This window comes from Sulfitobacter sp. 1A13496 (assembly GCF_043557225.1).
GTDB classification, from domain to species: domain Bacteria; phylum Pseudomonadota; class Alphaproteobacteria; order Rhodobacterales; family Rhodobacteraceae; genus Sulfitobacter; species Sulfitobacter faviae.
Map to the genome: position 1 here is coordinate 88,291 of NZ_JBIFFP010000002.1, position 26,133 is coordinate 114,423.

Annotated in this window: 24 protein-coding genes; 10 read left to right on the forward strand and 14 right to left on the reverse strand. The window is 63.1% G+C overall.

Features of this window, described 5'->3' with window-relative positions; translation table 11 throughout:
• Positions 1-145: 145 nt before the first annotated feature.
• The 4 genes from dnaA to mutM form a co-directional block, all read right to left on the reverse strand.
• A complete protein-coding gene (gene dnaA / locus ACGYLX_RS07155; RefSeq protein ID WP_136720544.1) occupies positions 146-1,507 on the reverse strand; it encodes a chromosomal replication initiator protein DnaA in 1,362 nt (453 codons plus the stop codon).
• 521 nt (positions 1,508-2,028) lie between these two features.
• Positions 2,029-2,292 carry a 30S ribosomal protein S20 gene (gene rpsT / locus ACGYLX_RS07160; RefSeq protein WP_067261164.1) on the reverse strand — a complete coding sequence of 88 codons (264 nt, stop codon included), beginning with the start codon at positions 2,290-2,292 and terminating at the stop codon, positions 2,029-2,031.
• A gap of 175 nt (positions 2,293-2,467) precedes the next feature.
• Positions 2,468-3,244 (reverse strand): enoyl-CoA hydratase, encoded by a 777-nt coding sequence (locus ACGYLX_RS07165; protein ID WP_394448253.1) that lies wholly within the window; start codon positions 3,242-3,244, stop codon positions 2,468-2,470.
• Between the two features lie 64 nt (positions 3,245-3,308).
• Positions 3,309-4,160 (reverse strand): bifunctional DNA-formamidopyrimidine glycosylase/DNA-(apurinic or apyrimidinic site) lyase, encoded by an 852-nt coding sequence (gene mutM, locus ACGYLX_RS07170; protein WP_394448255.1) that lies wholly within the window; start codon positions 4,158-4,160, stop codon positions 3,309-3,311.
• Between the two features lie 100 nt (positions 4,161-4,260).
• Between mutM and ubiE the strand changes: the two genes are divergently transcribed.
• Both ubiE and ubiB read left to right on the forward strand, forming a co-directional pair.
• Positions 4,261-5,013 (forward strand): bifunctional demethylmenaquinone methyltransferase/2-methoxy-6-polyprenyl-1,4-benzoquinol methylase UbiE, encoded by a 753-nt coding sequence (gene ubiE, locus ACGYLX_RS07175; protein WP_067261168.1) that lies wholly within the window; start codon positions 4,261-4,263, stop codon positions 5,011-5,013.
• Positions 5,013-6,545 (forward strand): 2-polyprenylphenol 6-hydroxylase, encoded by a 1,533-nt coding sequence (ubiB, locus tag ACGYLX_RS07180; RefSeq protein ID WP_394448257.1) that lies wholly within the window; start codon positions 5,013-5,015, stop codon positions 6,543-6,545. The genes ubiE and ubiB overlap by 1 nt, the downstream gene beginning before the upstream one ends.
• A 29-nt stretch (positions 6,546-6,574) precedes the next feature.
• Here ubiB and ACGYLX_RS07185 read toward each other — a convergent pair whose 3' ends face one another.
• Positions 6,575-7,756, reverse strand: coding sequence for an acetyl-CoA C-acyltransferase family protein (locus ACGYLX_RS07185; protein WP_394448258.1), 1,182 nt, complete (start codon positions 7,754-7,756; stop codon positions 6,575-6,577).
• Between the two features lie 115 nt (positions 7,757-7,871).
• On the opposite strand from ACGYLX_RS07185, the gene ACGYLX_RS07190 reads away from it, so the two are divergent.
• The 3 genes from ACGYLX_RS07190 (at position 7,872) to tdh (ending at position 10,757) form a co-directional block, all read left to right on the forward strand.
• On the forward strand, positions 7,872-8,438 hold the full coding sequence (locus tag ACGYLX_RS07190; protein WP_067261174.1) for a helix-turn-helix domain-containing protein: 567 nt from the start codon (positions 7,872-7,874) through the stop codon (positions 8,436-8,438).
• 94 nt (positions 8,439-8,532) lie between these two features.
• Positions 8,533-9,717 carry a glycine C-acetyltransferase gene (locus tag ACGYLX_RS07195; protein ID WP_394448260.1) on the forward strand — a complete coding sequence of 395 codons (1,185 nt, stop codon included), beginning with the start codon at positions 8,533-8,535 and terminating at the stop codon, positions 9,715-9,717.
• The gene (gene tdh / locus ACGYLX_RS07200; protein ID WP_394448262.1) at positions 9,717-10,757 is read left to right on the forward strand and encodes an L-threonine 3-dehydrogenase; all 1,041 of its coding nucleotides are present in this window, start codon (positions 9,717-9,719) and stop codon (positions 10,755-10,757) included. The genes ACGYLX_RS07195 and tdh overlap by 1 nt, the downstream gene beginning before the upstream one ends.
• A gap of 5 nt (positions 10,758-10,762) precedes the next feature.
• Here tdh and ACGYLX_RS07205 read toward each other — a convergent pair whose 3' ends face one another.
• The 3 genes from ACGYLX_RS07205 to ACGYLX_RS07215 all read right to left on the reverse strand — a co-directional run bounded on the left by ACGYLX_RS07205 (position 10,763) and on the right by ACGYLX_RS07215 (position 14,481).
• Entirely contained in the window at positions 10,763-11,491 is a 729-nt protein-coding gene (locus ACGYLX_RS07205) for a metallophosphoesterase family protein (protein ID WP_394448264.1), read from the reverse strand.
• A 135-nt stretch (positions 11,492-11,626) separates the two neighbouring features.
• Entirely contained in the window at positions 11,627-13,222 is a 1,596-nt protein-coding gene (gene serA, locus ACGYLX_RS07210) for a phosphoglycerate dehydrogenase (RefSeq protein WP_394448266.1), read from the reverse strand.
• A 95-nt stretch (positions 13,223-13,317) separates the two neighbouring features.
• Positions 13,318-14,481 carry a phosphoserine transaminase gene (locus ACGYLX_RS07215; protein WP_394448268.1) on the reverse strand — a complete coding sequence of 388 codons (1,164 nt, stop codon included), beginning with the start codon at positions 14,479-14,481 and terminating at the stop codon, positions 13,318-13,320.
• A 154-nt stretch (positions 14,482-14,635) separates the two neighbouring features.
• On the opposite strand from ACGYLX_RS07215, the gene serB reads away from it, so the two are divergent.
• Positions 14,636-15,511: a phosphoserine phosphatase SerB gene (serB, locus tag ACGYLX_RS07220; RefSeq protein ID WP_394448270.1), complete on the forward strand. Its 876-nt coding sequence runs from the start codon at positions 14,636-14,638 to the stop codon at positions 15,509-15,511.
• Between the two features lie 54 nt (positions 15,512-15,565).
• On the opposite strand, the gene ACGYLX_RS07225 is transcribed toward serB, so the two are convergent.
• Complete coding sequence (locus ACGYLX_RS07225; protein WP_209216824.1) at positions 15,566-16,546, reverse strand: asparaginase; 981 nt, start codon at positions 16,544-16,546, stop codon at positions 15,566-15,568.
• Between the two features lie 186 nt (positions 16,547-16,732).
• Between ACGYLX_RS07225 and ACGYLX_RS07230 the strand changes: the two genes are divergently transcribed.
• Positions 16,733-17,257, forward strand: a complete 525-nt coding sequence (locus ACGYLX_RS07230) for an invasion associated locus B family protein (protein ID WP_082851954.1) — start codon at positions 16,733-16,735, stop codon at positions 17,255-17,257.
• A gap of 298 nt (positions 17,258-17,555) precedes the next feature.
• On the opposite strand, the gene ACGYLX_RS07235 is transcribed toward ACGYLX_RS07230, so the two are convergent.
• From ACGYLX_RS07235 to ectA, 4 genes are read right to left on the reverse strand one after another with little or no spacing between them, the layout of a single operon-like run.
• Positions 17,556-18,992 carry an aspartate kinase gene (locus tag ACGYLX_RS07235; protein ID WP_394448272.1) on the reverse strand — a complete coding sequence of 479 codons (1,437 nt, stop codon included), beginning with the start codon at positions 18,990-18,992 and terminating at the stop codon, positions 17,556-17,558.
• Between the two features lie 5 nt (positions 18,993-18,997).
• Positions 18,998-19,390 carry an ectoine synthase gene (locus ACGYLX_RS07240; protein WP_394448274.1) on the reverse strand — a complete coding sequence of 131 codons (393 nt, stop codon included), beginning with the start codon at positions 19,388-19,390 and terminating at the stop codon, positions 18,998-19,000.
• A 5-nt stretch (positions 19,391-19,395) separates the two neighbouring features.
• Positions 19,396-20,688: a diaminobutyrate--2-oxoglutarate transaminase gene (ectB, locus tag ACGYLX_RS07245; protein ID WP_394448276.1), complete on the reverse strand. Its 1,293-nt coding sequence runs from the start codon at positions 20,686-20,688 to the stop codon at positions 19,396-19,398.
• 52 nt (positions 20,689-20,740) lie between these two features.
• Positions 20,741-21,274, reverse strand: a complete 534-nt coding sequence (gene ectA / locus ACGYLX_RS07250; RefSeq protein WP_067261582.1) for a diaminobutyrate acetyltransferase — start codon at positions 21,272-21,274, stop codon at positions 20,741-20,743.
• A 234-nt stretch (positions 21,275-21,508) separates the two neighbouring features.
• On the opposite strand from ectA, the gene ACGYLX_RS07255 reads away from it, so the two are divergent.
• On the forward strand, positions 21,509-22,009 hold the full coding sequence (locus ACGYLX_RS07255) for a MarR family winged helix-turn-helix transcriptional regulator (protein WP_271688566.1): 501 nt from the start codon (positions 21,509-21,511) through the stop codon (positions 22,007-22,009).
• Positions 22,010-22,098: 89 nt separating this feature from the next.
• Positions 22,099-23,280 (forward strand): 23S rRNA (adenine(2503)-C(2))-methyltransferase RlmN, encoded by a 1,182-nt coding sequence (gene rlmN, locus ACGYLX_RS07260; RefSeq protein WP_394448278.1) that lies wholly within the window; start codon positions 22,099-22,101, stop codon positions 23,278-23,280.
• Here the strand turns inward: rlmN and ACGYLX_RS07265 are convergent.
• A complete protein-coding gene (locus ACGYLX_RS07265) occupies positions 23,277-24,407 on the reverse strand; it encodes an NAD(P)/FAD-dependent oxidoreductase (RefSeq protein WP_394448280.1) in 1,131 nt (376 codons plus the stop codon). The two genes, rlmN and ACGYLX_RS07265, sit on opposite strands and share 4 nt — an antisense overlap.
• A 236-nt stretch (positions 24,408-24,643) precedes the next feature.
• On the opposite strand from ACGYLX_RS07265, the gene ACGYLX_RS07270 reads away from it, so the two are divergent.
• A complete protein-coding gene (locus ACGYLX_RS07270; protein WP_168613052.1) occupies positions 24,644-26,131 on the forward strand; it encodes an ABC transporter substrate-binding protein in 1,488 nt (495 codons plus the stop codon).
• Positions 26,132-26,133: the final 2 nt, after the last annotated feature.

The window sequence follows — 26,133 nt, forward strand, 5'->3', positions numbered from 1 at the left end:
GACTGCCGGGAGAGGCAAACTACCCGGTTCCCACGCTTACACAAGAACTTTTGTGGCTTTGTTGAAGTGAATGCAAGAGGGGCGCAAGCTGCGCCCCCGATCGCTGTTTGACCGTGTCCTGAGGACAACCCTCAGGCCGCTATGATTAGGATTCGAGCGCCCGGCGCAGCAGTTCCAGATCCTCGGCGATCTGCCCGTCCGAGACCTTGAGTTCTTCGATCCGGCGCACCCCGTGCATGACGGTGGTATGGTCGCGCCCGCCGAAGCGGCGGCCGATCTCGGGCAGGGAGCGGCTGGTCATCTGCTTGCACAGATACATCGCCACCTGCCGCGGGCGGGCGTAGCTGCGCAGGCGCTTGGGGCCGATCATGTCGCTCAGGCGGATGTTGTAATGGTCGGAAACCTTGCGCTGGATTTCCTCGACCGAGATCTTGCGCTCCGAGGCGCGCAGCACGTCGGCCAGACAATCCTGCGTCAGCCCCATGTCGATCTCGCGGCCCACCAGCGAGGCGAAGGCGAAGAGACGGGTCAGCGCACCTTCGAGCACGCGGACGTTCGAGGTGATCCGGTGCGCTAGGAATTCCAGTACGCCGTCGGCCACTTCGAGGTCGGGGTAGGTCTTGCGCTGCACGTCGACCTTGCTTTGCAGGATGCCGAGGCGCAACTCGTAGTCGGTGGGGTGCAGGTCGACGATCAAGCCGCATTGCAGGCGCGATTTCACGCGGTCTTCGAGATCCTTGATCTCACCCGGGGCGCGGTCGGCGGAGATGATGATTTGCTTGTGCTGGTCCACAAGCGCGTTGAACGTGTGGAAGAACTCTTCCTGCGTGGAATCCTTGCCCGCGATGAACTGCACGTCATCAACCATCAGCACGTCGACGGAGCGGAAGATTTCCTTGAAATCCATCATCTTACGGTCGCGCAGGGCCTGCACGAAACGGTACATGAACTGCTCAGCCGAGAGGTAGAGCACGTTCATCTCGGGCTTGCGCTCATGCAATTCGCGGGCGATCGCGTGCATCAGGTGGGTCTTGCCAAGGCCGACGCCACCATAAAGGAACAGCGGGTTGAAGGTCACGGGGCCGCCTTCGGCGACACGGCGGGCGGCGGCATGGGCCAGTTCGTTGGGCTTGCCGACGACGAAATTGTCAAAGCTGAAGCGCGGGTCGAGCGGGGCGGTGCTGAGCTGCGAATTGGCGGCAGGTTTCGCGGCGGCCGAGGTCTGACGCGCAGCCGGGGCGGGCTTTTCGGCGGCAGGGGTCGGCTGCTGATTCAGGGCAAAGTTCAGGCGCGTGGCATCGGTGCCGGTCGCGTTGATCTCATGCAGAATCAGGTCCGAGAAGTTCTGGCTGACGTAGTTGCCGAAGAAATTCGTCGGCACTTTGAGTGTCACGATTCCATCTTCGACGGCGCCGGGCACAAGCGGTTCAATCCAGGTGGTGTAGTTGTTCTGCCCCACGGTCTTTAGAAGCCGCTCTTTGATCTCGCCCCAGTGATCTAATGTCATCGTGCCTTACGTCCCGCTTTGCTCTTCGCACAGAGGCCGAGTGGATCCCGGCCCTTAATATTGTTTCACCCGGCAACAGGTCATCCACCCGGTCCCACGCGGATGACCGACCTGTGTCCTTCGGACTTTTAAAGAATGGCCTGCCCATGAGCCTGCTGTGCCGTAAACCGGCGCAAGAGGCGCTGAACGAACCGTTCGTGTTCTCATCGACAGGGTAAACGTGCTGGCAGCAGCATTCACGATGGTGCGCGGGACCGTCTGTGAACGGTCACTTGCACCCCCCTGAATTTGGCATTCTGCCAGTTGGCTGACGCCGTGTTCAGGGCCTGTCCCCCCAAGCGAAATGAATCGCTGGACCTTTGGTAGCAAGTGTTTCCGGTTCGCTTCAACATATCTTCCATCTTGACTCAGAGATTGCCGGAAAAGAATCTCTGGCGTGTTTTTTTCGCTGCACCCGCACGAAAAAAGGCGCCGCAATGCGGCGCCTCTTGTGTTTCTAAGGGCTTGGCTATGAAGCCAAATTAGCCCAGTGCTTTGACCCGCGCGGACAGGCGCGACATTTTGCGCGACGCGGTATTCTTGTGGAAAACGCCTTTGGTGACGCCGCGCATCAGCTCGGGCTGGGCGGCTTTCAGAGCGGCGGTTGCGGCTTCTTTATCACCGGAGGTGATCGCCTCTTCGACCTTGCGCAGGTAGGTGCGGATGCGCGAACGGCGTGCTTTGTTGATCGCAAAACGCTTTTCGTTTTGACGGGCGCGCTTTGCGGATTGACGGGTGTTTGCCATGAGTATCAGCCTTCGGGTTCATATGTTGCGTAGCAATGCGTGACGCCAACCCGACCGGAAATCCGGATCCCCCTTTGGGGTAGGTGATTCTAGCCAGAGCGGGCTGCACGCGCATGTATTGGTGCCGCCTATAAGGCAGCGGGCGCGGCAATGCAAGCCGCGCCGGGGGCGACGCTTATTTGTCGCGGAATTGCGCTTCGCGCTTTTCGAGGAAGGCGGACATGCCCTCTTTCTGGTCTTCGGTGTTGAACAGCGAATGGAACATGCGGCGCTCAAACAGCAGACCTTCGCTCAGCGGCACCTCATAGGCGCGGTTCACGCATTCCTTGACCACGGTGGCAGAGATCATCGATTTCTCGGCGATCTTGCCCGCGGCGCCCATCGCCTCTTCCATCAGCTTTTTCACCGGCACCACGCGCGACACGAGGCCCGAGCGTTCGGCTTCTTCGGCATCCATGAAGCGGCCCGTGAGGTTCATGTCCATCGCCTTGGACTTGCCCACCAAACGGGTCAGACGCTGCGTGCCGCCGATGCCGGCCACGACGCCGAGGTTGATCTCGGGCTGGCCGAACTTGGCGCTTTCCGAGCAGATGATGAAGTCGCACATCATCGCCAACTCGCAGCCCCCGCCGAGGGCATAGCCCGACACGGCCGCGATAATCGGCTTGCGCACCCGCAGGATCTGATCGGTTTCGGGCGTGAAAAGATCCCCCATGAAGACGTCGACAAAGCTTTTCTCGCGCATCATCGCGATGTCGGCCCCGGCGGCGAATGCCTTTTCCGAGCCGGTGATGACGATGCAGCGGACCTTGTCGTTTTCCTGCGCGCTTTTCAGCGCCTTGGCGAGTTCACCCAGCAGCGCCTCGTTGAGCGCGTTCAGCGCATCCGGGCGGTTCAGGGTGATCAGGGCCACATGGTTGTCCACGTCCACGGTGATCGTTTCGTAAGCCATCAAGAATGCTCTTTGTTGTTGCGCTCAGGGGAATGTGCATACCACGGCACCCCCATGTTTCAAGTTATCTTTGGCAACGCAGACAATAGAAGGAAGAGCGTCCGCTTTGCACGATGCGCGCGATTGCCCCGTCGCAACCCGGTCTGCGGCAGGCTTGGCCCTCGCGGCCATAGACGTCGAAACTGTGCTGGAAATAGCCCAATTCGCCATCCGCCTGCCGAAAATCCTTGAGCGACGATCCCCCCGCCGTGATCGCATCGGCCAGCACTTGGCGGATGATCGGCACCAGCCCGGCGACCCGCGTGGCCGAGATGCGCCCGGCCTTGCGGGCCGGGTGAATCCCCGCGCGGTAAAGCGCTTCGCAGACATAGATATTGCCCAAGCCCGCCACGATCCGTTGATCCAGCAGCGCGGATTTGATCGGCGTGTTGCGGCCTTTCAGCGCGGCGACCAGATGCGCTTCGTGAAAGTCGTTGCCCAAGGGTTCCGGCCCGAGCGAGGCCAGCAGCTTGTGCGTCTCGGCCCCGGCGGTGGGCATCAAATCCATCGCGCCGAAGCGGCGCGGGTCGTTAAAGGTGATCCGCGCACCGTTACCCATATGCAACACGACGTGGTCATGTTTCTCGGGTGCGGGGTGGTTGTGCTGAAACTGCCCCAGCGGATCTCCCGAAACCAGCATTCGCCCGGACATGCCCAGATGCACCAGCAGCGATTCCCCACTCGCCAGATCGGCAAGAATATACTTCGACCGCCGCCGAAGCAGCCCGACCCGCTGCCCGGTCAGCCGCTCCGCCATCCGCTCCGGAAAGGGCCAGCGCAGGTCCGGGCGGTTCACCTCGGCGCGGGAGATCACTTGCCCCTCCATCGCGGGGGCCAACCCCCGGCGGACGGTTTCGACCTCTGGCAGTTCCGGCATCTCGGTTTCCCCTCTGGCTTGCCTGTGACAAAAGGCACGCATTGTCCCTGCCCCCCGGCACCCTATAACAAGGGACAGAACCAGAGGATCGCAAGAGCAGATGACCCAGGACGCTGACAAAACAACCCATTTCGGTTTCGAGACCGTGCCCGAACATGAAAAGGCCGGGCGCGTGCAGGGTGTGTTCAACTCCGTCGCCAGCAAATACGACATCATGAACGATGTGATGAGTATGGGGATCCACCGCGTCTGGAAGGAAGCGATGATGGACTGGCTCGCCCCGCGCCCCGGGCAGAAACTGCTCGATGTAGCGGGAGGCACTGGCGATGTGTCTTTCAAATTCCTCAAACGTGCCGGTCACGGCCATGCCACGGTGCTCGACCTGACCGAGCCGATGCTGGTCGAAGGCCGCCAGCGGGCCGAGGCGGACAGGCTGACCGGCAGCCTCGATTGGGTCGTGGGCGACGCCATGGCGCTGCCGTTTCCCGACAACACCTTTGACGTCTACACGATCAGCTTCGGCATCCGAAACGTGACCCGCCCGCAAGAGGCGCTGAACGAGGCGTACCGCGTGCTGCGCCCCGGTGGCCGGCTGATGGTGTTGGAGTTCAGCCAACTGCCCAATCCGGCGATGCAGAAGGCCTATGACCTCTACAGTTTCAACGTGATCCCGCGCATGGGCCAAGCCATCGCGGGCGACCGCGACAGCTATCAATACCTTGTCGAATCGATCCGCAATTTCCCCGATCAAGAGACCTTCCTGTCGATGGTCCGCGCGGCGGGCTTTGGTCAGGCCAAATATCGCAACCTGTCGATGGGGATCGCGGCGCTGCATTCGGGTTGGAAGCTCTGATGCGCGGTCCGCACAACATCTGGCGGTTGATCCGCACGGGCGCGACGTTGGAACGCGCCGGGGCGATGAATGTGGTGCTGGATGCTTTCGATGCCTCCCCGCCGCTGCGTTTCGTGGCCCGCGCGCTTGGCCTGCCGTTCAAATGGCTGGGCTACAAGGGCGACCCGACGATGCCGCCCGCCACCCGCGCGCTCACGGCGCTTGGCCCGGCCTACATCAAATTCGGTCAGGTGCTGTCGACCCGGCCCGACGTGGTGGGTGACGATCTGGCGGTGCAATTGCGCGTGCTGCAAGACAAGTTGCCGCCCTTTGACATGGCGCTGGCCCGCAGCGCGGTCGAGCAAGAGTTGGGCGAGCCGGTCAGCGCGATCTTCTCCGAGTTCAGCGAACCCGTCGCCGCGGCCTCCATCGCGCAGGTGCATCACGCGCGGCTGGCCGAGACCGGTGAAGAGGTCGCCGTCAAAGTCCTGCGGCCCGGCATCGAAAAAGCCTTCCGCAAGGACATTGACGCCTTCTACCTCGCCGCCCGCATGGCCGAGATTTTCTCGCCCGGGTCGCGCCGCCTGCGCCCGATGGAGGTGATCGAGCATTTCGACGGCGTCGTGCGGGGGGAGTTGGACCTGCGGCTCGAAAGTTCCGCCGCGTCGGAGTTCGCCGCCAACACCAAAGACGACGCCGGGTTTCAACTGCCCGAGATCAAATGGAATTATTCGGGCCGCCGCGTGATGACGCTGGGCTGGGCCGATGGGGTGCCGTTGGGCGACAATGCCGCGCTGGATGCGGCGGGGCACGACCGGGTGGCGCTGTCGGAGCGGGTGTTGCAACTCTTTCTTCAGCACGCTCTGCGCGACGGTTATTTCCACGCCGACATGCACCAGGGTAACCTCAAGGTCGCGGCCAATGGCGATATCATAGCCTATGACTTCGGCATCATGGGCCATATCGACAGCTACACCCGCCGGGTCTATGCCGAGATTCTCTATGGCTTCATTCGCCGCGATTACCAGCGCGTCGCCAAGGTGCATTTCGAGGCGGGATATGTCCCCGCCGATAAGGATGTCGATGAATTCGCCCGCGCCCTGCGCGCGGTGGGCGAGCCGATTTTCGGCATGGACGCCACCCGCATCTCCATGGCGCGGCTGCTGACCTATCTGTTTGAGGTGACCGAGCGTTTCGGCATGGAAACCCGGACTGAGTTGATCTTGCTGCAACGCACCATGGTCGTGGTCGAGGGCGTGGCCCGCTCGCTCAACCCGCATATCAACATCTGGGAAGTCGCCAGCCCCATCGTGACCGACTATATCACCAAGTCGCTCGGTCCCCGGGCCATCGTCTCTGATCTGCGCGACACGGCGATGGTCATGGCCCGTTTCGGCCCTCGCCTGCCCGGGCTGGTCGAGCAGGCGCTGAACCGTCAGACCGAAGAGCAGCCCGAGCGCCGCCCCCGCTTCTGGCGCTATATCGCGGCGACTGCGGTGATGTCCGGTGTGGCCGGGGCCACCACAATCGCCCTGATTGACGCACTGCTTTAGGGCAGGGGGCCGCGCGGCCCCCCTCCGGTTCAAGCGATACGTTCGATGGCCATGGCGATGCCTTGCCCGCCGCCGATGCACATGGTGATCAACGCGCGTTTGCCGCCGATCCGCTCCAATTCGTAGAGCGCCTTCACGGTGATGATCGCCCCCGTCGCGCCGACCGGGTGGCCAAGCGCGATGGCCCCGCCGTTGGGGTTCACCTTTGCCGGGTCGAAGCCCAGTTCCTTGCTCACCGCCAGCGCTTGGCTCGCGAAAGCCTCGTTGCTTTCGATCACGTCGAAGTCATCGGCCTTCAGCCCGGTGCGTTCTAGCAGGCGGCGCACGGCGGGGACCGGGCCGATGCCCATGACCTCGGGGCGCACGCCGGCGTGGGCGTAGCCGAGGATGCGGGCGCGGGGCGTCAGCCCGGCGGATTTCGCGGCCTCCGCGCGGGCCAGCACCAGCGCCGCCGCACCGTCGTTGATGCCGCTGGCGTTGCCCGCCGTAACACGGCCATCTTTCTGGAAGACGGGGCGCAGCCCGGCCAGCGCCTCGGCGGTCGTGGATTTGGGGTGTTCGTCGGTGTCGAATGGCACCATGTCGCGCTTGACCTTTACGTCGACGGGCACGATCTGGTCCTTGAAATGCCCTGCCGCGATGGCCGCCGCCGCGCGTTCTTGGCTTTGCAGGGCGAAGGCGTCCATCTCTTCGCGGGTGATCGTGTGTTCATCCGCCACGTTCTCTGCCGTCACGCCCATATGGCCGGTGCCGAAGGGGCAGTTCAGCGTGCCCAGCAGCATGTCGAGGCTGCGTGCATCGCCCATCTTCTGGCCCCAGCGGGCGTCGGGCAGCACATAGGGCGCGCGCGACATGCTCTCTGCGCCACCCGCGAGGGCGAAGTCCGCATCGCCCAGCATCAGGCTCTGGGTGGCCGAGACCAGTGCCTGAACGCCTGAGCCGCAGAGCCGGTTCACGTTCATCGCTGGCACCTCGTCGGGCACGCCCGCGTCGCGCGCGGCGACGCGGCTGAGGTACATGTCGCGCGGCTCAGTGTTGATGACGGTGCCGAAGACGACATGGCCGATCTGCGCCGGATCGACGCCCGCCCGTTCCATCGCCGCCGCCGCGACGGTGCTGCCCAGCTTGGTGGGCGGGGTGGCGGCAAGCGCGCCCCCGAAAGTGCCGATGGCGGTGCGTGCGCCGCTCAGGATGACGATATCGTCTGACATGAAACTCTCCTCTAATCGTTGGCGGCACTATGGGGGGCGGGCGCGGCAAAGTCAGGAGAAACGTCCCGTCATGCGACAGCTTGACAGGGGCGGGGCGCCGCGCGACATATCCGCCATGACGGACAACACCGACAAGATCCTGACACAGCTGCCCGCCCGCCTGAAAGAGGCGCGGCAGGGGCAGGGGTTGTCGCTCGACGCCGTGGCGAAGCTCTCGGGCGTGTCGCGCTCCATGGTCAGCCAGATCGAGCGCGGCGAATCGAGCCCCACCATCGCGACGCTGTGGAACCTCACCCGCGCGCTTCAGGTGGACTTCGCCGGTCTTCTCGACGCCGCCCCCGGCGAGCCGCAGATCGAGGTGCTGCGCAGTGCCGCCGTGCCGACGATCAGCAATCTGGGCGACGGTTGCCGCATTCGCATCCTGTCCCCGCCTGAGGAAGCCGGGCATCACGAAGTCTACGAGCTGCTCATCGCCGAGGGCGGCGTGCTCGACAGTGCGCCCCACACCCGCGGCGCGCGCGAGCACCTTAGCGTCTTCGAAGGCGCGGTGGAGGTCACCAGCGGCAGCGGGACCGAGCGGCTGCAGGCCGGCGACACCGCGCGCTATGCCGCCGACGTGCCCCATGCGATCCGCGCAACCGAGGGGCCGGTGCGCGCCTTTCTGGTGGTTCAAGACGCCTAGTTTCCGCGATATCGGAAAAAATCCGCCATTCCGGAAATCCTCTATTTCGGAACGGCCTCCGTTATGGTAGATTTCTTCTGAAAAGGAGAGCCTCATGACCCAAGCATTTCTGTCCCATGTCACCGACACCCTGTCCGAGATCGACGCCGAGGGCATGATGAAGCGCGAGCGGCTCATCACCACCCCGCAGGGCGGCGAGATCGCCGTGGGCGACCGCGAGGTCATCAACCTCTGCGCCAACAACTACCTCGGCCTCGCCGATCACCCCGCGCTTATTGCCGCCGCGAAGGAGGCGATGGACGAGAAGGGCTTCGGCATGGCCTCGGTCCGTTTCATCTGTGGCACGCAGGACATTCACCGCGCGTTGGAGCAGAAACTGGCGAACTTCCTAGGGCACGACGATTCGATCCTCTTCGCCGCCTGTTTCGACGCCAACGGCGGGCTCTTCGAGCCGCTGCTGGGACCCGAAGATGCGGTCATTTCGGATGCGCTGAACCACGCTTCGATCATCGACGGCATCCGCCTGTGCAAGGCCAAGCGCTACCGCTACGCGAACAGCGACATGGATGATCTCGAGGCCAAGCTGAAGCAAGCCCGGAAGGACGGCGCGCGCTTCATCATGATCGCCACCGACGGCGTGTTCTCCATGGACGGCTATCTGGCGAAACTGCCCGAGATCACCGCGCTGGCCGAAAAATACGAGGCGCTGGTGATGGTCGACGATTGCCATTCCACCGGCTTCATGGGGCCAAAGGGTGCCGGCACCCCGGCGCATCACGGGGTCAAGGTGGACATCGTGACCGGCACGCTGGGCAAGGCACTCGGCGGCGCCATCGGCGGCTATATCGCCGGGCCGCAGCCGGTGATCGACCTGCTGCGCCAGCGCGCGCGGCCCTACCTGTTCTCGAACTCGCTGCCTTCGTCCATTGTGCGCGCCGGTATCCGGGCGCTGGAATTGGTTGAAGAGGGGGACGATCTGCGCGTGCGTCTGTTCGAGAACACCGCATACTGGCGCGCGGGGCTGGAGAAGCTGGGTTTCGACCTGCTGCCCGGCGAACATCCCATCGTGCCGGTCATGCTGGGCGAAGCGCAGCTGGCGCAGGACATGGCGGCGAAGCTCTTCGACGAAGGCGTCTATGTCTCGGGCTTCTTCTTCCCGGTGGTGCCGCGCGGTCAGGCGCGCATCCGCACCCAGATGAACGCGGCACTGACGCGCGAACAATTGGACCGCGCGCTGAAAGCCTTCGAGGCAGCCGGCAAGGCCTGCGGGGTGATCTGATGGCGACCAATGAAATGAAGGCGCTTGCCAAGCTGCATCCGCGCGAGGGGCTGTGGATGACCCATGCGCCGGTGCCCGAGATCGGGCCGGATGACGTGCTGATCAAGATCAACAAGACCGGCATCTGCGGCACCGACATTCACATCTGGAGCTGGGACGACTGGGCCGCAGGCACCGTGCCGGTCGGGCTGATCACCGGCCATGAATTCGCGGGCGAGATCGTCGAACTGGGTCGCAATGTCGAAGGGCTAGAGATCGGCCAGCGCTGCTCGGGCGAGGGGCATCTGATCGGCAAGCAGTCGCGCCAGAGCCGGGCGGGCAAGTTCCACCTCGATCCTGCGACGCGGGGCATTGGGGTCAATGAACAAGGGGCTTTCGCCCAGTATCTCAAGCTGCCCGCCTTCAACGTGGTGCCGCTGCCGGATGAGATTTCCGACGACATCGGCGCGATCCTCGATCCTCTGGGCAATGCGGTGCATACCGCGCTCAGCTTTGATCTGGTGGGCGAGGACGTGTTGATCACGGGCGCGGGGCCCATCGGCATCATGGCAGCGGCAGTGGCGCGGCACGTGGGCGCGCGGCATGTCGTCATCACGGATGTGAACCCCGACCGGCTGGCGCTGGCGGCAAAGGTCGCCGATGTAGTGCCGGTGAACGTCGCCGAAGAAGAGCTTTCGGACGTCATCCCGCGTTTGAAGATGAAACAGGGCTTTGACGTGGGCCTAGAGATGTCGGGCAACCAGCAGGCGCTGGATCAGATGGTCGAGGCGATGACCATGGGCGGGCGCATCGCCATGCTGGGCATCCCGCCGGGCAAGTCGCCGGTGGACTGGAGCCGGATTGTTTTCAAGGCGATCACGATCAAGGGCGTCTACGGCCGTGAGATTTTCGAGACCTGGTACAAGATGATCGCCATGTTGGAGAACGGGTTGGATGTCTCCGCCATCATCACCCACCGCATCGAGGTGGATGATTTCGAGCAGGGCTTCGCCGCGATGAAATCGGGGCGGTCGGGCAAGGTGGTGCTGGACTGGACCTGAACCGCTCAGGGGCGCAGGCGATTGCGCCCCTGTTGCGTGAGGACCCAAACGTCCTCCCCTTCGAACACCGCTGCGCAGAGCGGTTTGCCATAGCCCGCCCCGGTGTCGAGGTTCACCCGGTTGCCATAGTGCATGGCGCTGTCGACCGGCGTGTGGCCATGGACGATCAGCTTGGGGTGCGGTGCGGTGTATTGGTGAAACTCCTTGCGGATCCACAGCAGATCATTCTCGCGCTGATCGTCCAGCGGCACCTCGGGGCGGATGCCCGCATGGGCAAAGAACAGGCCGGGCGTTTGATGCGACAGGGCGAGGGTCTTAAGGAAATCCACATGACTCTGCGGCACCGCCTCGCGGGCTTTCTCATGCACCTCTGACATCCGGTCGCGCCCGCTGACCGATACGCCGTAGGAGTTCAGCGTCGTGTCGCCGCCCAAACGCGGGTTCAGCCAGTTAAGCTCAACCAGCAGCAGCGGATCGTGGCGGGGGAAATCCTCCATGAACCAGCTGAACATGCGGTCGTGATTGCCCATCAGAAAGGTCCAATTGCGGCCCTCGGCCTTGCCTTGGGCCAGCCGCTCGATCACCGCTTTGCTGTCGGGGCCGCGGTCGGTGTAATCACCCAGAAAAACGATCTGCGCCTCCGGCCCGCCGTCTTCTTCGATCAGGGTCAAAACGCGTTCAAGCTCGGCGGCGTAACCGTGGATGTCACCGATGGCATAGATGGGGCTGGGCATGATCGTTCCTGTCCTTCTGCACCCCCTCGTGATGCCGCAAAGCGGCGGGGAAGGGAAGGCTTAGGCCGACAATGCCCCCAAAAGCAAAAGCGCCCCGCGAGGGGGCGCTTCCAGATTGTGCAGGTCGTGCGGGCCTTAGGCCACGTCGAATTGCAGCGGCTTGATCTGCTGGAACATGCCGGTGTCGCGCAGCTTGCCGATCACCGTCTCGGGCACCTGATCGTCGACATAGAGCAGGGCAATTGCCTCGCCTTTGGCGGTGTGGCGGCCAAGGGTGAAGTTGGCGATGTTCACGCCGTTCTCGCCCATGGTCTGGCCCAGCGTGCCGATGATGCCCGGCACGTCTTCGTTGGTGGTGTAGAGCATGTGCTCCCCGATCTCGGCGTCGATGGTGATGCCCTTGATCTGGATGAAGCGCGGCTTGCCGTCCGAGAAGACGGTGCCCGCGATGGAGCGTTCGCGCTTCTCGGTCACCACGGTCACCTTGACATAGCCGTCGAAGACGCCGGACTTGTCTTGGTTGGTGGTGCTGATCTGGATGCCCTTTTCACGCGCCACCACGGGGGCGGAGACCATGTTCACGTCCGGGTTGGCGCGTTTCATGATGCCCGCCACGACGCCGCAGTTCAACGCCTTGAGGTTCATCTTGGCGACCGAGCCGTCGTAGAGGATGTTGATCGCCTTGATTGGCTCGTCCGTCATCTGGCCGATGAAGGCCCCGAGGTGGCCGGCAAGCTTGACCCATGGCCCCATGACCTTGGCCTCCTCGGCGGTGACCGAGGGCATGTTGAGCGCATTGGTCACGGCGCCGGTCAGCAGGTAGTCGGACATCTGCTCGGCCACCTGCAGTGCGACGTTCTCCTGTGCTTCGGTGGTCGCGGCGCCGAGGTGCGGGGTGCAGACCACGTTGGGCAGATTGAAGAGCGGGTTCTCCTTGGCCGGTTCCTCGGCGAAGACGTCGAAGCCCGCGCCCGCTACATGGCCCGACTTCAGCAGGTCGGCCAGCGCTTCCTCGTCCACCAGACCGCCGCGGGCGCAGTTGATGATGCGCACGCCGGGCTTGGTCTTTTCGAGGTTCTCGCGGCTCAGGATGTTCGCCGTCTGCTCGGTGAAGGGGACGTGCAGGGTGATGAAGTCGGCACGGGTCAGCAGCTCATCAAGCTCGACCTTCTCCACGCCCATCTTCTCAGCCTTTTCCTCGCCCAGGAAGGGGTCATAGGCCACGACCTTCATCTTCAGCCCGCGCGCGCGGTCGCAGACGATGCCGCCGATGTTGCCCGCGCCGATCACGCCAAGGGTCTTGCCGGTCAGCTCGACCCCCATGAACTTGGACTTCTCCCATTTGCCCGCGTGGGTGGAGGCGCTTGCCTCGGGGATCTGCCGCGCCACGGCGAACATCATCGCGATGGCATGTTCGGCGGTGGTGATCATGTTGCCGAAGGGCGTGTTCATCACGATCACACCCTGTTTCGAGGCGGCTTCCTTGTCGATGTTGTCGGTGCCGATGCCCGCGCGGCCAATCACCTTGAGGTTCGGCGCATTGGCGAGGATCTTTTCCGTCACCTTGGTGGCCGAGCGGATGGCGAGGCCGTCATAGTTGCCGATGATCTCGGCCAGCTTGTCTTTGTCCTTGCCCAGATCGGGTTGGAAATCCACGTCGATGCCGCGGTCGCGGAAGATCTGAACGGCAGCTTCGGAGAGTTTGTCGGAAATGAGTACTTTGGGGGCCATTTGTCTGGTCCTTCATAAACGGGGTCAGCGGTGCGCAGAGACGCGCAGCCGACGAGAGGGGGGAGTAGGGTGCGCGATCCTCGCGCACCATCGCATCACGCGTTGATTTCGGCTTCAAAAGCCCATGCGAGCCAAGGCAGCATCGCCTCGATGTCCGCCGTCTCGACCGTGCCGCCGCACCAGATGCGCAGGCCCGGAGGGGCATCGCGGTAGGCGCCGATGTCGAGTGCTGCGCCCTCATCCGCCAGCCGCTTGGCCACGGCCTTGGCAAAGGCGGCGCCGTCTTCGATGCGGTCGTCGGTGAACTTCAGGCAGACCGAGGTGTTGGAGCGTGTCGCGGGATCGATGGCGAGGAAGTCGATCCAGTCATGCGCCTCGACGAAATCGGCCACGGCCTTGGTGTTGGCATCGGCCCGCGCGATTAGGCCTTTCAGGCCGCCCACGGATTTGGCCCAGTCCAGCGCCAGCAGGTAATCCTCGACGCAGAGCATCGATGGCGTGTTGATCGTCTCGCCGCGGAAAATGCCCTCGTTCAGCTTGCCGCCCTTGGTCAGGCGGAAGATCTTGGGCAGCGGCCATGCGGGGGTGTAATTCTCCAGCCGCTCGACAGCACGCGGGCTGAGGATCAGCATGCCATGCGCCGCTTCGCCGCCCAGCACTTTCTGCCAAGAGAAGGTCGTCACGTCGAGCTTGTCCCACGGCAGGTCCTGCGCGAAGGCGGCGGAGGTCGCGTCGCAGAGCGTGAGCCCCGCGCGGTCTGCCGGGATCACGTCGCCCGTGGGTACGCGCACGCCAGAGGTCGTGCCGTTCCAAGTAAAGCAGACGTCGTTGTCATAGTTCAGCGCGGCCATGTCGACGATCTCGCCATATTCGGCGGTGTGGACCTGCGCCTCGATCTTCAGCTGCTTGACCACGTCGGTGACCCAGCCCGCGCCAAAGCTTTCCCAAGCGACCATCTCGGCCGGGCGTTCGCCCAAGAGCGACCACATGGCCATCTCGAAAGCGCCGGTGTCGGAGGCGGGCACGATGCCGATGCGGTAGTCGGCGGGCACGCCGAGCACTTCGCGTGTGGTCTCGATCGCCTCGGCGAGCTTGGCCTTGCCGGGGGCGGCACGGTGGCTGCGGCCCAGCGGAGCGTCCGCGAGCTTGGTCAGATCAAATGTGGGGATTTTGGCGCAGGGGCCGGAGGAGAAACGCGGGTTTGCCGGTACGGCAACAGGTTTCGCTTCCGGGCGCGGTGCCGGTTGTTCAATAGCCATTGATGCTACCCTCTCAGATAATCGCCCTTCGTTGGGGAAGGGTGTCCCACTTGCCGGGATACGCGGGGAGGCCGGGCTGGCGCAAGTCGCAAAATGACGCTAGGACGCCGGTCATGTCGCTTTGCGCGGCGCGAATGATGCGGATCGGAAACTTATGTTCACGGCAATCTTGTTGACCTCCCCCACCAACCCCAGCCTCGACCCCGCGCTGGTGGAAAGCCTGCGCAATGCTTGGGGCGGGGGGGACGCGCTTTGGCTGGCCCCGGATGAGGCGGTGGAGTTTTCGTTGACCCAGATGCCGGAAAACCGTTGTGATGTCTGGGAAAGCTGCCAGTCTATGGGGGTCGATCTGGTGATCGTGCCGACAGAGGGTCGTCGCAAGAAGATGCTGCTGGCCGATATGGACAGCACGATGATCCAGCAAGAATGTATCGACGAATTGGCCGATGAAGCAGGCGTCGGGGAGCGTGTGAAAGAGATCACCGCCCGCGCCATGAACGGTGAGTTGGATTTCGACGGCGCCCTGCGCGAACGGGTCGGCCTGTTGAAAGGGTTGGAGGCCAGCGTGATCGACAAGGTCTTGGCCGAGCGGATCACCCTGATGCCCGGCGGCGGGGCGCTGGTGGGCACAATGAAGGCCAACGGCGGCTATGCCGCGCTGGTCTCGGGCGGGTTCACCGCCTTTACTGCCAAAGTGGCCGAGATGCTGGGCTTTGATGAGAATCGCGCCAATACGCTGCTGGTTGAACAGGCCGCGCTGACGGGCGATGTGGGGCTGCCGATCCTCGGGCGTGAGGCCAAGGTCACCGCGCTGGAAGAGATCACAGCAAAGCTGGGGATCACCGAGGATCAGGTCATTGCCGTAGGTGATGGTGCCAATGATCTGGGCATGTTGGGGCGCGCGGGCATGGGCGTGGCGCTACATGCAAAGCCTTCTGTCGCGGCGGAATGCGACATCCGCATCAATTTCGGCGATCTGACCGCGCTGCTGTTCGTGCAGGGCTACGCGCGTAGCGAATTTGCAGGCTGAGCCTGCCCGCGTGGCACTGCCGCTTCGTTTCATCCAAGCGGCAGCGCGAGTGGCTTAAAGCAGCCCCGCCGCCGGTTTCAGCATACCGGTTTCAAGCCCGCGCCAGTTCTTGATCGGCGCGTTCATCCGCTTGAGCGCGGCGGGGTGGTTGGCGTCCAGCGCCCCCAGTTTGACCATCAGCGCGGTGATCGCACATTCGGCGGCACGGGTGGTGCCGCAAGCGGCTTTCAATGCAATGCCCAGCTTACGCTCGGGCCAGATGGCAATGAAGAACCCTTCGGCCCCGGTTTTCAACGCGACCTTGCCGTCCATCGCCCGCATCAGTTCTGTGCAGGCACGGCCTTCGCCCGCGACGAGTTCGGGGTGCAGGCGCATGGCTTCGTGCAGGCGCGCCTCGGCAGAGCCTTCGGGGGCGGCGGCGAAATGGGCCATGGCGCGGGCCATGCCATGCAGGGTGCAGGCGTAATTCGGGGCCGAGCAGCCGTCGATCCCATAGCCGGGGGAGGTTTCTTGAGTGACCGTCTCGAAAGCTTCAAGGCAGGCTTTTTGCACTGCGTGCTCCGGCTTTTCGTAATCTGCGCCGCCGCCCAGATGTTGGTTCAGCGTCAGGAAGCCTGCGTGTTTGCCCGAGCAGTTGTTGTGGATCTGGCAGGGTTTCTCATGGGCGCGGATCAGCCCCTCCATCGCGTCGCGGTCGGCGGGCTCCTGCGGGCCGCAGCGAAAGGCGTCGTCGTCCAGACCCAGCGTGTCGAGCCAGACGCCCACCCGGTCGGTGTGGATGGCGGCCCCTTGGTGCGAGGCGCAGGCCAGCGCCAGTTGCTCGGTGCTCAGCCCCGCCTTGTCCGCCGCGCCGGAATTGATCAGCGGCAGCGCTTGGATCATCTTGGAAGACGAGCGCGGCAGAATGACCTTTTCCGGGTCGCCCCAAGCCTCAACGATCTGGCCGCTGGCATCGCAGATCACGGCGTGACCGGAATGCACGCTTTCCAGAAAGGGTCCGCGCCAGATTTCCGCAAAGGGGGCTGCTTTGGTCATGAGGTTCATCCTGTTTCTGGGCGAAAACCTGCCAATCAGGGTTTCGTCGGTCGCGCGTTTGCCGTTATTGTGGTTGGTGTCGAACAGATAACAGACACCCGCAAGAGAGCAACCCGCCCAAGGTTGCCCGGTTGGGGTCTGTGGACGTGTTGAGGTCAAGGACGGCTGGAGGCTGGACAGATGGGAATGATGAAGACATGTGGTCTTGCACTTGGGGCGCTCGCCCTTGTGGCGAGCGGCGCAGTGGCGCAGGAGCAGAGCACCAACCGGGTGGCTGCCAAGACCGACTGGAGCGTCTTTGTAGAAGATAACCCGACGGAATGCTGGGGCGTCTCGACGCCGAAGGAAGTGGTCAACACGCGCGACGGGCGTGTGGTGGCGGTGAACCGGGGCCAGACATTGCTGATGGTATTCTACCGCCCTTCGGCAGAGGCCAAGGGTCAGGTTGCTTTCACCGGCGGCTATCCTTTCGCCTCGGGCTCGACCGTGACGATGAGCATTTCGGGCAATACCTATGAGCTGTTCACCGAAGGCGAATGGGCGTGGCCCGCGACAACGGCGGATGACGCCAAGATTATCGCCGCGATGAAACGCGGTGCGGATGCGACGCTGGTCGGCAAGTCTTCGCGCGGGACGCAGACCAAGGACACATTCTCGCTTCTGGGCTTCACCGCTGCGGTTGAAGATGCGGAGAAGCGCTGCGGGGGGTGAGCCTCTGAGATTTGAGAGTTTGGGACGGCCTCGCGATTGCGGGGCCGTTTTTGTTTGGGGCGAACGTGCCACCCGGGCCCGGGACAGCCGTAGGCGCCGGGCCATCGCCTGCCCGCCCCCCGGGTAGGCGATTTGGTGAGGCTGTGCGCGACTTCGCGTGCGCACATCATGGTTGAGGCATAAAGCGGTATCGAAGATATGTTGGTTCTCCGACACGCGGGCAGGCGATGGCCCTCGCACGAAAAGCCGCGGCTTCCTTTCGGGAGCCGCGGCTAAGGATACGTCGTAGATTCCGGCGTCAGGCCGCGCGCGACAACGGCGCCGCCACCTCTTCCTCGATAAACGCACCATGCAGCGCCTTGATCACCGGTTGCAGGCTCTCCCGCTCGACGATGAACTGCACATCCACATTGCGCGGCCCTTGGCTCGCGCCGATGGCCGTCTCGCCAGCCTCGGCGATGGCCACGAGGCCCCGTTGCAGCACCGACAGGCCGTTCAGATCGCGCCCGATGACCGAGGCCATGGACAGCGTGCGAGTGGTGATCTCGGCGGTGGGGTAAATCTCGGCCAGATCCTTCTCCACCCGGCGCATCGTTTTCAGCGAAGCGTCCAGATAATGCGTGATCGTATTGGCGTTCGAGACTTTCGAGACAATCCGCACGTTGTGGCGTGTCAGCACGTCGAGGATCGCGGTGTCATAGCCTTTCACGCCGACCATGTCCTGCTCGAACAGTTCAAGCGTAACGATGTCGAAACCGGTCACGATCTCCACCGCGGGCGCTTCGGCCTGACGGTCGTCGATCAGCGTGCCGGGGTCTTCGGGCTCGAAAGCATTGGTCACGCGCAGCGGCACGTCGGCTTGGCGCAGGGTCTTGGCCGCCTTGGGGTGGATCGCCTCCATCCCCATGTTCGAGAGTTGGTCCGCCACGTCGTAGTTCGTGCGACCGATCTTCTTGACAGCATGCTCACCCACCAGTTTCGGGTCGCAGGACGACAGGTGGAATTCCTTGTGAATGATCGCCTCGCGCGCGCCGGTGAGGGCGGCGAGCTTGGAGAAGGTCACTTCGGAATAGCCGCGGTCGAATTCGCGCATCAGACCTTCGGCGCATTGCGCATAGCCTGTGACGATGGGCATTTCCGTATGAGGGTCGATGCCCTCCATCGCCTGCGCGATGCGCTCATCGAGGGTCACGTTGCCCTCGTCACGCCACCCCGAGAGGTCGACGAAACGGGCGTTCACGCCAGCGCGCTGCAGCAGGATTGTGGTGACGAATGCGGAATGCGCCTCGCCCAGACCGGACAGCAACTCGCGAATTTGCAACATGTGTTCCGACAGGCGGAAGTGGCCATAGGCGCAAAGGCGTTGCAGGTCGATCAGGCAGTTGCGGGCACCATGGGTGCGCTCGGACACAAAGGCGTCGGCCTGTTCGATGTCACCGGGATGCTCCAGCACCTCGCGGTGCACGCGCTGCATCTCGGCCGAGACGCGGGTCAGCGCCTCGTGCCAGCCGTGATCGTTGCTGGCATTGGCCAAATGGGCGTAAACGCCCGGCTCGCCGGATTTCTTGTGCTCCAGCAACAGGTTCGTGATCCCGCCAAAGGCGGAAACCACGAAGACGCGCCCATAGATGTCCGCGCCCTTACGGTCACCGACAAAGAGCGTATCTTTGAGTTGGTTCACGCGGGACATGGACGTCCCGCCGATTTTTTCGACAGTGTGGGACGGTTGAGTCATAAAACTTAAGCGACCTCCTCAGCAGGCGCATAGGAGCCGTCTTCGCGGTGCACTTCCTTGCCGGTGACCGGCGGGTTGAAGCAGCACGCCATGTGAAGCTCTTCCTCAGCGCGCAGGATGTGTTTGTCGTTCAGGTTCAGCGCATACATCACGCCGGGGGTGATCTCATGGGTCTCGCCAGTGGCGAGATCGGTGATCGAGCCTTTGCCCTTCATGCAATAGACGCTCTCGAAGTGATGCTTGTAGTGGAACGTGTGTTCCGACCCGGCCTCAAGAACGGTGATGTGGAAGGAAAACCCCATCCCGTCATCGGCCAGAAGCATCCGCGTAGAGGTCCATTTCGCATCCGCCACGTGACGGTCTGTGCCCTGAAGTTTGTTAAAATCGCGTACAATCATCGGTATTACTCCGCTGCCAGTTTCATGTTGCCCGTCACATCGCGGGTCGCTTGAAGAAGGATATCAAAGCCTTCGCGCATAACCTTCTCCGGCGTGGTGAGCGGGGCAAGATATTTTACGATCTCGTCGTTCGCGCCCGATGTTTCGATCACGAGGCCCAATTCATAGGCACGCGCGCAGATCGCACCGGCCAGCTCGCCCGAGCCGACGTCGACGCCCTGCATCAGGCCGCGGCCTTTGAGCGTGGCGCCGTCGACCAGATCGGCCACATCCTTAAGCGCGGTGGTCAGCAGCACGGCTTTCTCGGCCAGCGCCTTTTCGAAGGTGTCATCGGACCAGAACTTTTCGATCGCGACGCGGGCGGTGACGAAGGCATGGGTGTTGCCGCGGAAGGTGCCGTTGTGCTCGGCGGGCTTCCAGATGTCATGCTCCGGCGCGATCAGCAGGGCCGCGAAGGGCAGGCCAAAGCCGGAAAGCGATTTCGCTTGGGTGATCATGTCAGGCTTGATGCCGGATGCCTCAAACGAAAAGAAGCTCCCCGAACGGCCACACCCCGCCTGAATGTCGTCGACGATCAGCAGCGCGCCATGCTTGCGGGCGATTTTTTCGATGCCTTGCATCCATGCGTCGGAGGCCGCGTTCAACCCGCCTTCGCCTTGGATCGGCTCAAAGATAAAGGCCGCGGGCGCGTCGATGCCCGACGACGGGTTCGACAGCATCGCGTCGATCATCTCAAGCGTGTCCACGTTCTCGCCCAATGCGCCTTCGAAGGGCATGTGGGTAACATCGGCCAGCGAGCCGCCGCCCGCGCCGCCGCGTTTGCCTTTGTTGCCAGTCAGCGCCAGCGCGCCCATGGTCATGCCGTGAAAACCGTTGGTGAAGGAGATCACGTTGGTGCGGCCCGTCACCTTGCGCGCCAGCTTGATCGCGGCTTCGACGGCATTGGTGCCGGTCGGGCCGGTCATCATGACCTTATAGTCCATGCCGCGCGGCTTGAGGATTTTCTCCTCATAGGCTTCGAGGAAGGCCGCCTTAGTCTCGCTATGAAAATCGAGGCCGTGAGCGATGCCATCCGCGGTGATATGCTCCACTAGCGCCTGTTTCATGTCCGGGTCGTTGTGCCCGTAGTTCAACGAAGAGCAGCCGGCGAGAAAGTCGATGTAGCGGTTGCCTTCGCCATCGAACATTTCCGAGCCGCTGGCGCGGGTGAAGACGGCGTTCATACCGCGGCAGTAGGAGCGGGCTTCGCTCTCGCGGCGGGTAAAGATGGTCGTGTTCTGTGTCATGTCCTTAGGCATAAGAATTCCTTTCTCTTCTAGAGAGTCTATCGTGTGAATTGTCAGCTGCGGTTTACGCGGCGCGTTTCAGCGCGGCGGCCTCGGGCAGCGTGATCGTCACCATATGTTCGGTGTCATGCGCGCCCTCGAAATGGGCGTCTTTGGTAAAGTGGGGCGCATCGGACAGATCGCCGCCGATGTGGTTCGCAAAGCTGCGGAACAGCCCCCAAGAGGCGTCGTTGTCGCGGGTGATCGTGGTTTTGAGGGTCTTGGCATCCTCGGTCTCATCGCGGTTCACCAGTTCCATCAGCATGGTTTTGCCCAAACCAAGGCCGCGGGCCTTGGGGCTGACGGCGACCTGCCAGACAAAGAAAGCATCTTGGGCAGGGATCATATGGCCGGAGATCCAGCCCACGATATCACCGTCCAACTCGGCCACCACGCAGGTGTCGCGGAAGTGGTCGGCTTGGATCAGGTTCGCATAGAGTGAATTTTCGTCGAGCGGCTTACAGTCGCGAATCAACCGCCAGATGGCGGCTCCGTCCTCGGCATTGGGCTTGCGCAGCTTGGGTGTGCGGGCTTTTTTCATGTCGAGTTTATTCTGCATCCGTTCGTGGCTCCCTGATTGTTTCGATAGGCTAAATAAGTCATGCACGGTAATACTTCAACAATCAAAGCAAATTACTTCAAAATGCGCTTATAGCGTGCTTTGTGCGCCATAGGACTGTGCATATTTGTTTCGTTTTCCGAACGAAATTAGGCGGCTTCGCTTAGCTATACTAAGCGATCAGGCGGGTTTTGAGCGATTGCTGAGAATGCCGCCAATGTGCAATGATGCACCATGACGCAGAAACATCCCGACCGGGTCGACGAAAGTCTGATCGCTTTGCGCCGCATTTTGCGGGCCACCGAACTCTATGCGCGCGATCTGGCGCAGGCCGCGGGGGTGACCCCTGCGCAGCTGCGCGTTTTGCAGATCGTGGGAGAGAAGAAAGACCCGACGGCCAAGACCCTCGCCAACCAGATGGGGGTGAGCCAAGCCACCGTGACCGCCTTGGTCGACAAGCTGGTGGCGCGCAGCTTGGTCTCGCGCCAGCCCTCGGCGCAGGACCGTCGCCAGACCAACATCACCCTGACCACCCAAGGCGAGGATGTGTTGGAGGAAGCCCCCGATGCGCTGCAACAGCGCTACGTCCGCGCCTTTGCGGATCTTGCCGATTGGGAGCAGGCGCAGTTGGTGTCGTCGTTGGAGCGTGTGGCGGCGATGTTGAACGTGGACAGTCTGGATGCCGCGCCGGTTCTGGCGACCGGGGAATTGCGGACAAGTAAGAAGACCTATTGAGCGCGGTCCCAGACCTCGGCGGCCAAACCCTTTTGCAAATCGCGCCTTTTCTTATATAGAGACCCATCCCTAGCCAGTGAGTCTTTGAAATGTCCGCTTCCGCGCCCATCACCCAAGACGTGATGACCCTTCCCCGTAAGCTGCCCGATGGGCCGATCAACCTTGTCGGCCTGACCCGCGACGCCATGCGCGACGCGCTGATCGCCCATGGCACGCCCGAGAAACAAGCGAAGATGCGTGTGGGGCAGATTTGGCAGTGGATCTACCAGTGGGGCGTGCGGGATTTCGACGCGATGACCAACCTCGCCAAGGGCTACCGCGCTCAATTGGCAGAGAAATTCGTGATCGAAGTGCCCGAAGTGGTGACCCGCGCTGTCAGCGAGGATGGCACCCGCAAATACCTCGTGCGGATCGCGGGCGGTCATGAGGTCGAGGTGGTTTATATCCCCGAAGAGGGGCGCGGCACGCTTTGTGTCTCCAGCCAAGTGGGTTGCACGCTCACCTGCTCCTTCTGCCACACCGGCACGCAGAAGCTGGTCCGCAACCTCACGGCGGGTGAGATCATCGGTCAGGTCATGGTGGCGCGTGACGATTTGGGCGAATGGCCCGAGGTTGGCGCGCCGAAGGACGAAACCCGGCTTCTGAGCAATATTGTGCTCATGGGCATGGGCGAGCCGCTTTATAACTTCGAGAACGTGCGCGACGCGATGAAGATCGCGATGGACCCCGAAGGCATCCAGCTCTCGCGCCGCCGCATCACACTGTCGACTTCCGGCGTCGTGCCCGAGATTCACCGCACCGCCGCTGAGATCGGCTGCCAACTGGCCGTGTCCTTCCACGCCACCACCGACGAGGTGCGCAACAAGCTGGTGCCGATCAACAAGCGCTGGAACATCGAGGCGCTGTTGGAGGCGCTGAAGGCCTATCCCAAGGTCAGCAACTCCGAGCGGATCACCTTTGAATATGTGATGCTGAAGGGCGTGAACGACAGCGACGAAGACGCGCATCGTTTGGTCAAGCTGATCGAGGGCATTCCGGCCAAGATCAACCTCATTCCCTTCAACGAATGGCCCGGTTCGCCCTATGAGCGGTCGTCGAACAACCGCATCCGGGCTTTTGCCAACATCATCTATCAGGCCGGCTATGCCTCGCCGATCCGCACCCCGCGCGGCGAAGACATCATGGCCGCCTGTGGTCAGTTGAAATCGGCAACCGAGCGGGCGCGCAAATCGCGCCGCCAGATCGAGGCCGAGGCGGGGATGGGCGGTTAAGCCAGCCCCGCACGGCCGCGCGCCAGTGCCTCTGCAGTGACACCCTCGGCGGCGATGTCGCCGGGGATTTCCGCGCCCCGCACCAATGCCGCCGCGGCGCGGGCGAGCGCCGGGGCGGTCTGGATGCCATAGCCGCCTTGGCCAGCAAGCCAGAAGAACCCCTCACCCTCAGGATCATAGCCCGCCACCGGATCGCCATCGGGCAGGAAGCTGCGCAGCCCGGCCCAGCGGCTTTCGATGCGCGGACGTTCGAGGTCGAAGGCGGTTTCGATCCGGTCGATGCAGATCGCGATATCCAGTTCCTCGGGCTGCGCGTCGCAGGGGGGCGAGAGCGTGGCGTCAGCCGGAGAGATCAGCAGCTTGCCCGCATCGGCCTTGAGGTAGAACTGCTCGTCAATATCCACGACCATCGGCCAACGGTCCGGCACCATGCCCTCGGGCGGGGCCACCGTCAGCGCCGTGCGGCGTTTCGGGGTGAGGCCCGCAGGTTTCAACCCGGCCAGCGTGGCGATCTCATCCGCCCAAGCCCCTGCGGCATTGACGATCACCGGCGCGTGGAAGGTGCCTTGGTTTGTGTCGACCTGCCAGTCACCCTCTTTGCGAAGCGCCTGCACCTCGGCCTTGGTTTGCAAAATGCCGCCCGCCGCGCGGAAGGTCTTGAGGTAATGCTGATGCAGCCCGTTCACGTCGATATCCGCCGCCGAAGCGTCCTGCAGCCCGCCGGTGGCATAGCCTTTGCGCAGCAGCGGCACGTGCGTCTCGACCTCGGCCCCGCTCAGCGGGGTGACATGGGGGCCCAACTCCTCAGCAGTGCGGGCGAGCGATGTCTGCTGGTCCTGCCGCGCGACGAAGACCGCGCCGCGGGGTTCCAGCAGCGGATGCGCCAGATGCGGGCTGGCAGGGTCGTGAAAGAACGCGGCGGAAGCACGGGAAAGGGCGCGGATCACTTCAGGCCCATAGGTCACCGTAAACAGCGCGGCAGAGCGGCCCGTGGTGTGATAGCCCGGCTGGCTTTCGCGCTCCAGCAGCAGCACCCGGCGGTCGCTGGACAGTTCAGCGGCGATTGAAGCGCCCGCAATGCCCGCACCGATGACGATGCAATCAAAACCTGTCGTTGAATTGTTCATACTCTGCCCTCTCTGCGCGGAGGCTAGCACCGCCAGCGGCGGGGCAAAAGGGCCGAAGCACGGCCCGCCTCTGCCCCTGCGGGCAATCAGATGAATCCGCCATATTGTTGCAATTGCATGAAATTTTCGCCCGGTGCGGCAAAGCCGTTGACCGAACGCCCCCGCCCGGCGCAGTCTGTCACAAAGGGCGCAATCGGTGATGCCGAACGCGCCCCGACCCACAGGAGTGCTGCCCCATGTCCGAACTGACCCTTTCCAGAACCCTTCCCGCGCTGACGTTGGCCTTTGGCCTGATGGCCTCGGCTTCCGCCGCTGCCGAGCTTGTCATCGGCATGCAGCAGGAGCCCACGTCGCTCGATCCCACGGCGGATGCCACCGCCTCCATCGACAGCATGATGACGCAGAACGTCTTCGAATCGCTGACCATCGTGGCCGAGAACGGGGAAGTGCAACCCAATCTCGCGACGTCTTGGGAGGTGTCGGAAGACGGGCTGACCTATACCTTCACACTGGCCGAAGGCGTGACCTTCCACGACGGCAGCACGCTCGACGCCGACGATGTCGTCTATTCCTTCGACCGCGCCATGGGTGAAGACAGCGTGAACCCGTCGAAGGACATTTTCGAGCCGATCGAAAGCGTCAAGGCCGTGGATCCCCAAACGGTCGAGATCACGCTCACGAACAAGGATGCCTTCTTCCTGTTCAACATGGGGCAGGGCGACAGCGCCATCGTGGCCGCCGAGAGCGTGGAGACCAACAACGCCAATCCGGTGGGCTCCGGCCCCTTCAAGTTCGACAGTTGGACCCGCGGCGACCGGCTGACGCTGGTCAAGAACCCCGATCACCGCGACGCGGATGACGTGGCGCTCGACAAGGTGGTCTTCCGCTTCATCTCAGACCCCGCTGCCGCCACCGCGGCGATGATGGCCGAAGAGCTCGACGCTTTCCCCGGCTTCCCCGCGCCGGAACTGCTGCCGCAGTTCGAGGCCGACCCGCGCTTCCGCGTCAACGTCGGCTCGACTGAGGGCGAGGTGATCCTTGCCATGAACAACGCCAAGCCGCCATTCGACAATGTCGAGGTGCGCCGCGCCGTGGCCACCGCCATCGACCGGGACGAGATCATCGAGGGCGCGATGTACGGCCAAGCCGTGCCGATCGGCAGCTTCTACCCGCCGCATGGCACCGCCTATGTCGACCTGACGGACGCCTATCCGCATGACAGCGCAAAGGCCGAAGAAATGTTCGAGGCGGCGGGGCTTGCGGGGGCCACCATGACCCTGCGCGTGCCGCCGTTCCCTTACGCCACACGCTCGGCCGAGATCATCCAGAACCAGCTGTCGGAGGCCGGGATCGACGCCAAGGTGGAGAATGTCGAATGGGGCTTCTGGATCGATGAGGTCTACAAGAAGAAGAACTACGACATGACCATCATCGCCCACACCAGCCCCAACGACATGGGCAATTTCGCCCGCGGCCCGGATTATTTCTACGGCTACGACAATGCCGAGATGACCGCGCTTTGGGAGAAGATCCAAACTGAGGTCGACGCCGAGGCGCGCAATGAACTGCTCAAGCAGGGCCAGCAGATGCTGTCCGACCAGTCGGTGCATGGCTTCCTGTTCCAGCTGCCTCTCTTGGGCGTCTTCCGCCAAGAGGTCGAAGGCTACTGGTCCTCCTCGCCCGTGCTCTACATGCCGCTGAAGAACGTGCGCATCGCCGACTGACC

Bases quoted from the DNA above. Each gene is read 5' to 3' on its own strand.
- dnaA (WP_136720544.1), bottom strand. From the start codon at position 1,507: ATGACATTAGATCACTGGGGCGAGATCAAAGAGCGGCTTCTAAAGACC.
- rpsT (WP_067261164.1), bottom strand. From the start codon at position 2,292: ATGGCAAACACCCGTCAATCCGCAAAGCGCGCCCGTCAAAACGAAAAG.
- ACGYLX_RS07165 (WP_394448253.1), bottom strand. From the start codon at position 3,244: ATGGCTTACGAAACGATCACCGTGGACGTGGACAACCATGTGGCCCTG.
- mutM (WP_394448255.1), bottom strand. From the start codon at position 4,160: ATGCCGGAACTGCCAGAGGTCGAAACCGTCCGCCGGGGGTTGGCCCCC.
- ubiE (WP_067261168.1), top strand. From the start codon at position 4,261: ATGACCCAGGACGCTGACAAAACAACCCATTTCGGTTTCGAGACCGTG.
- ubiB (WP_394448257.1), top strand. From the start codon at position 5,013: ATGCGCGGTCCGCACAACATCTGGCGGTTGATCCGCACGGGCGCGACG.
- ACGYLX_RS07185 (WP_394448258.1), bottom strand. From the start codon at position 7,756: ATGTCAGACGATATCGTCATCCTGAGCGGCGCACGCACCGCCATCGGC.
- ACGYLX_RS07190 (WP_067261174.1), top strand. From the start codon at position 7,872: ATGACGGACAACACCGACAAGATCCTGACACAGCTGCCCGCCCGCCTG.
- ACGYLX_RS07195 (WP_394448260.1), top strand. From the start codon at position 8,533: ATGACCCAAGCATTTCTGTCCCATGTCACCGACACCCTGTCCGAGATC.
- tdh (WP_394448262.1), top strand. From the start codon at position 9,717: ATGGCGACCAATGAAATGAAGGCGCTTGCCAAGCTGCATCCGCGCGAG.
- ACGYLX_RS07205 (WP_394448264.1), bottom strand. From the start codon at position 11,491: ATGCCCAGCCCCATCTATGCCATCGGTGACATCCACGGTTACGCCGCC.
- serA (WP_394448266.1), bottom strand. From the start codon at position 13,222: ATGGCCCCCAAAGTACTCATTTCCGACAAACTCTCCGAAGCTGCCGTT.
- ACGYLX_RS07215 (WP_394448268.1), bottom strand. From the start codon at position 14,481: ATGGCTATTGAACAACCGGCACCGCGCCCGGAAGCGAAACCTGTTGCC.
- serB (WP_394448270.1), top strand. From the start codon at position 14,636: ATGTTCACGGCAATCTTGTTGACCTCCCCCACCAACCCCAGCCTCGAC.
- ACGYLX_RS07225 (WP_209216824.1), bottom strand. From the start codon at position 16,546: ATGACCAAAGCAGCCCCCTTTGCGGAAATCTGGCGCGGACCCTTTCTG.
- ACGYLX_RS07230 (WP_082851954.1), top strand. From the start codon at position 16,733: ATGATGAAGACATGTGGTCTTGCACTTGGGGCGCTCGCCCTTGTGGCG.
- ACGYLX_RS07235 (WP_394448272.1), bottom strand. From the start codon at position 18,992: ATGACTCAACCGTCCCACACTGTCGAAAAAATCGGCGGGACGTCCATG.
- ACGYLX_RS07240 (WP_394448274.1), bottom strand. From the start codon at position 19,390: ATGATTGTACGCGATTTTAACAAACTTCAGGGCACAGACCGTCACGTG.
- ectB (WP_394448276.1), bottom strand. From the start codon at position 20,688: ATGCCTAAGGACATGACACAGAACACGACCATCTTTACCCGCCGCGAG.
- ectA (WP_067261582.1), bottom strand. From the start codon at position 21,274: ATGCAGAATAAACTCGACATGAAAAAAGCCCGCACACCCAAGCTGCGC.
- ACGYLX_RS07255 (WP_271688566.1), top strand. From the start codon at position 21,509: ATGACGCAGAAACATCCCGACCGGGTCGACGAAAGTCTGATCGCTTTG.
- rlmN (WP_394448278.1), top strand. From the start codon at position 22,099: ATGTCCGCTTCCGCGCCCATCACCCAAGACGTGATGACCCTTCCCCGT.
- ACGYLX_RS07265 (WP_394448280.1), bottom strand. From the start codon at position 24,407: ATGAACAATTCAACGACAGGTTTTGATTGCATCGTCATCGGTGCGGGC.
- ACGYLX_RS07270 (WP_168613052.1), top strand. From the start codon at position 24,644: ATGTCCGAACTGACCCTTTCCAGAACCCTTCCCGCGCTGACGTTGGCC.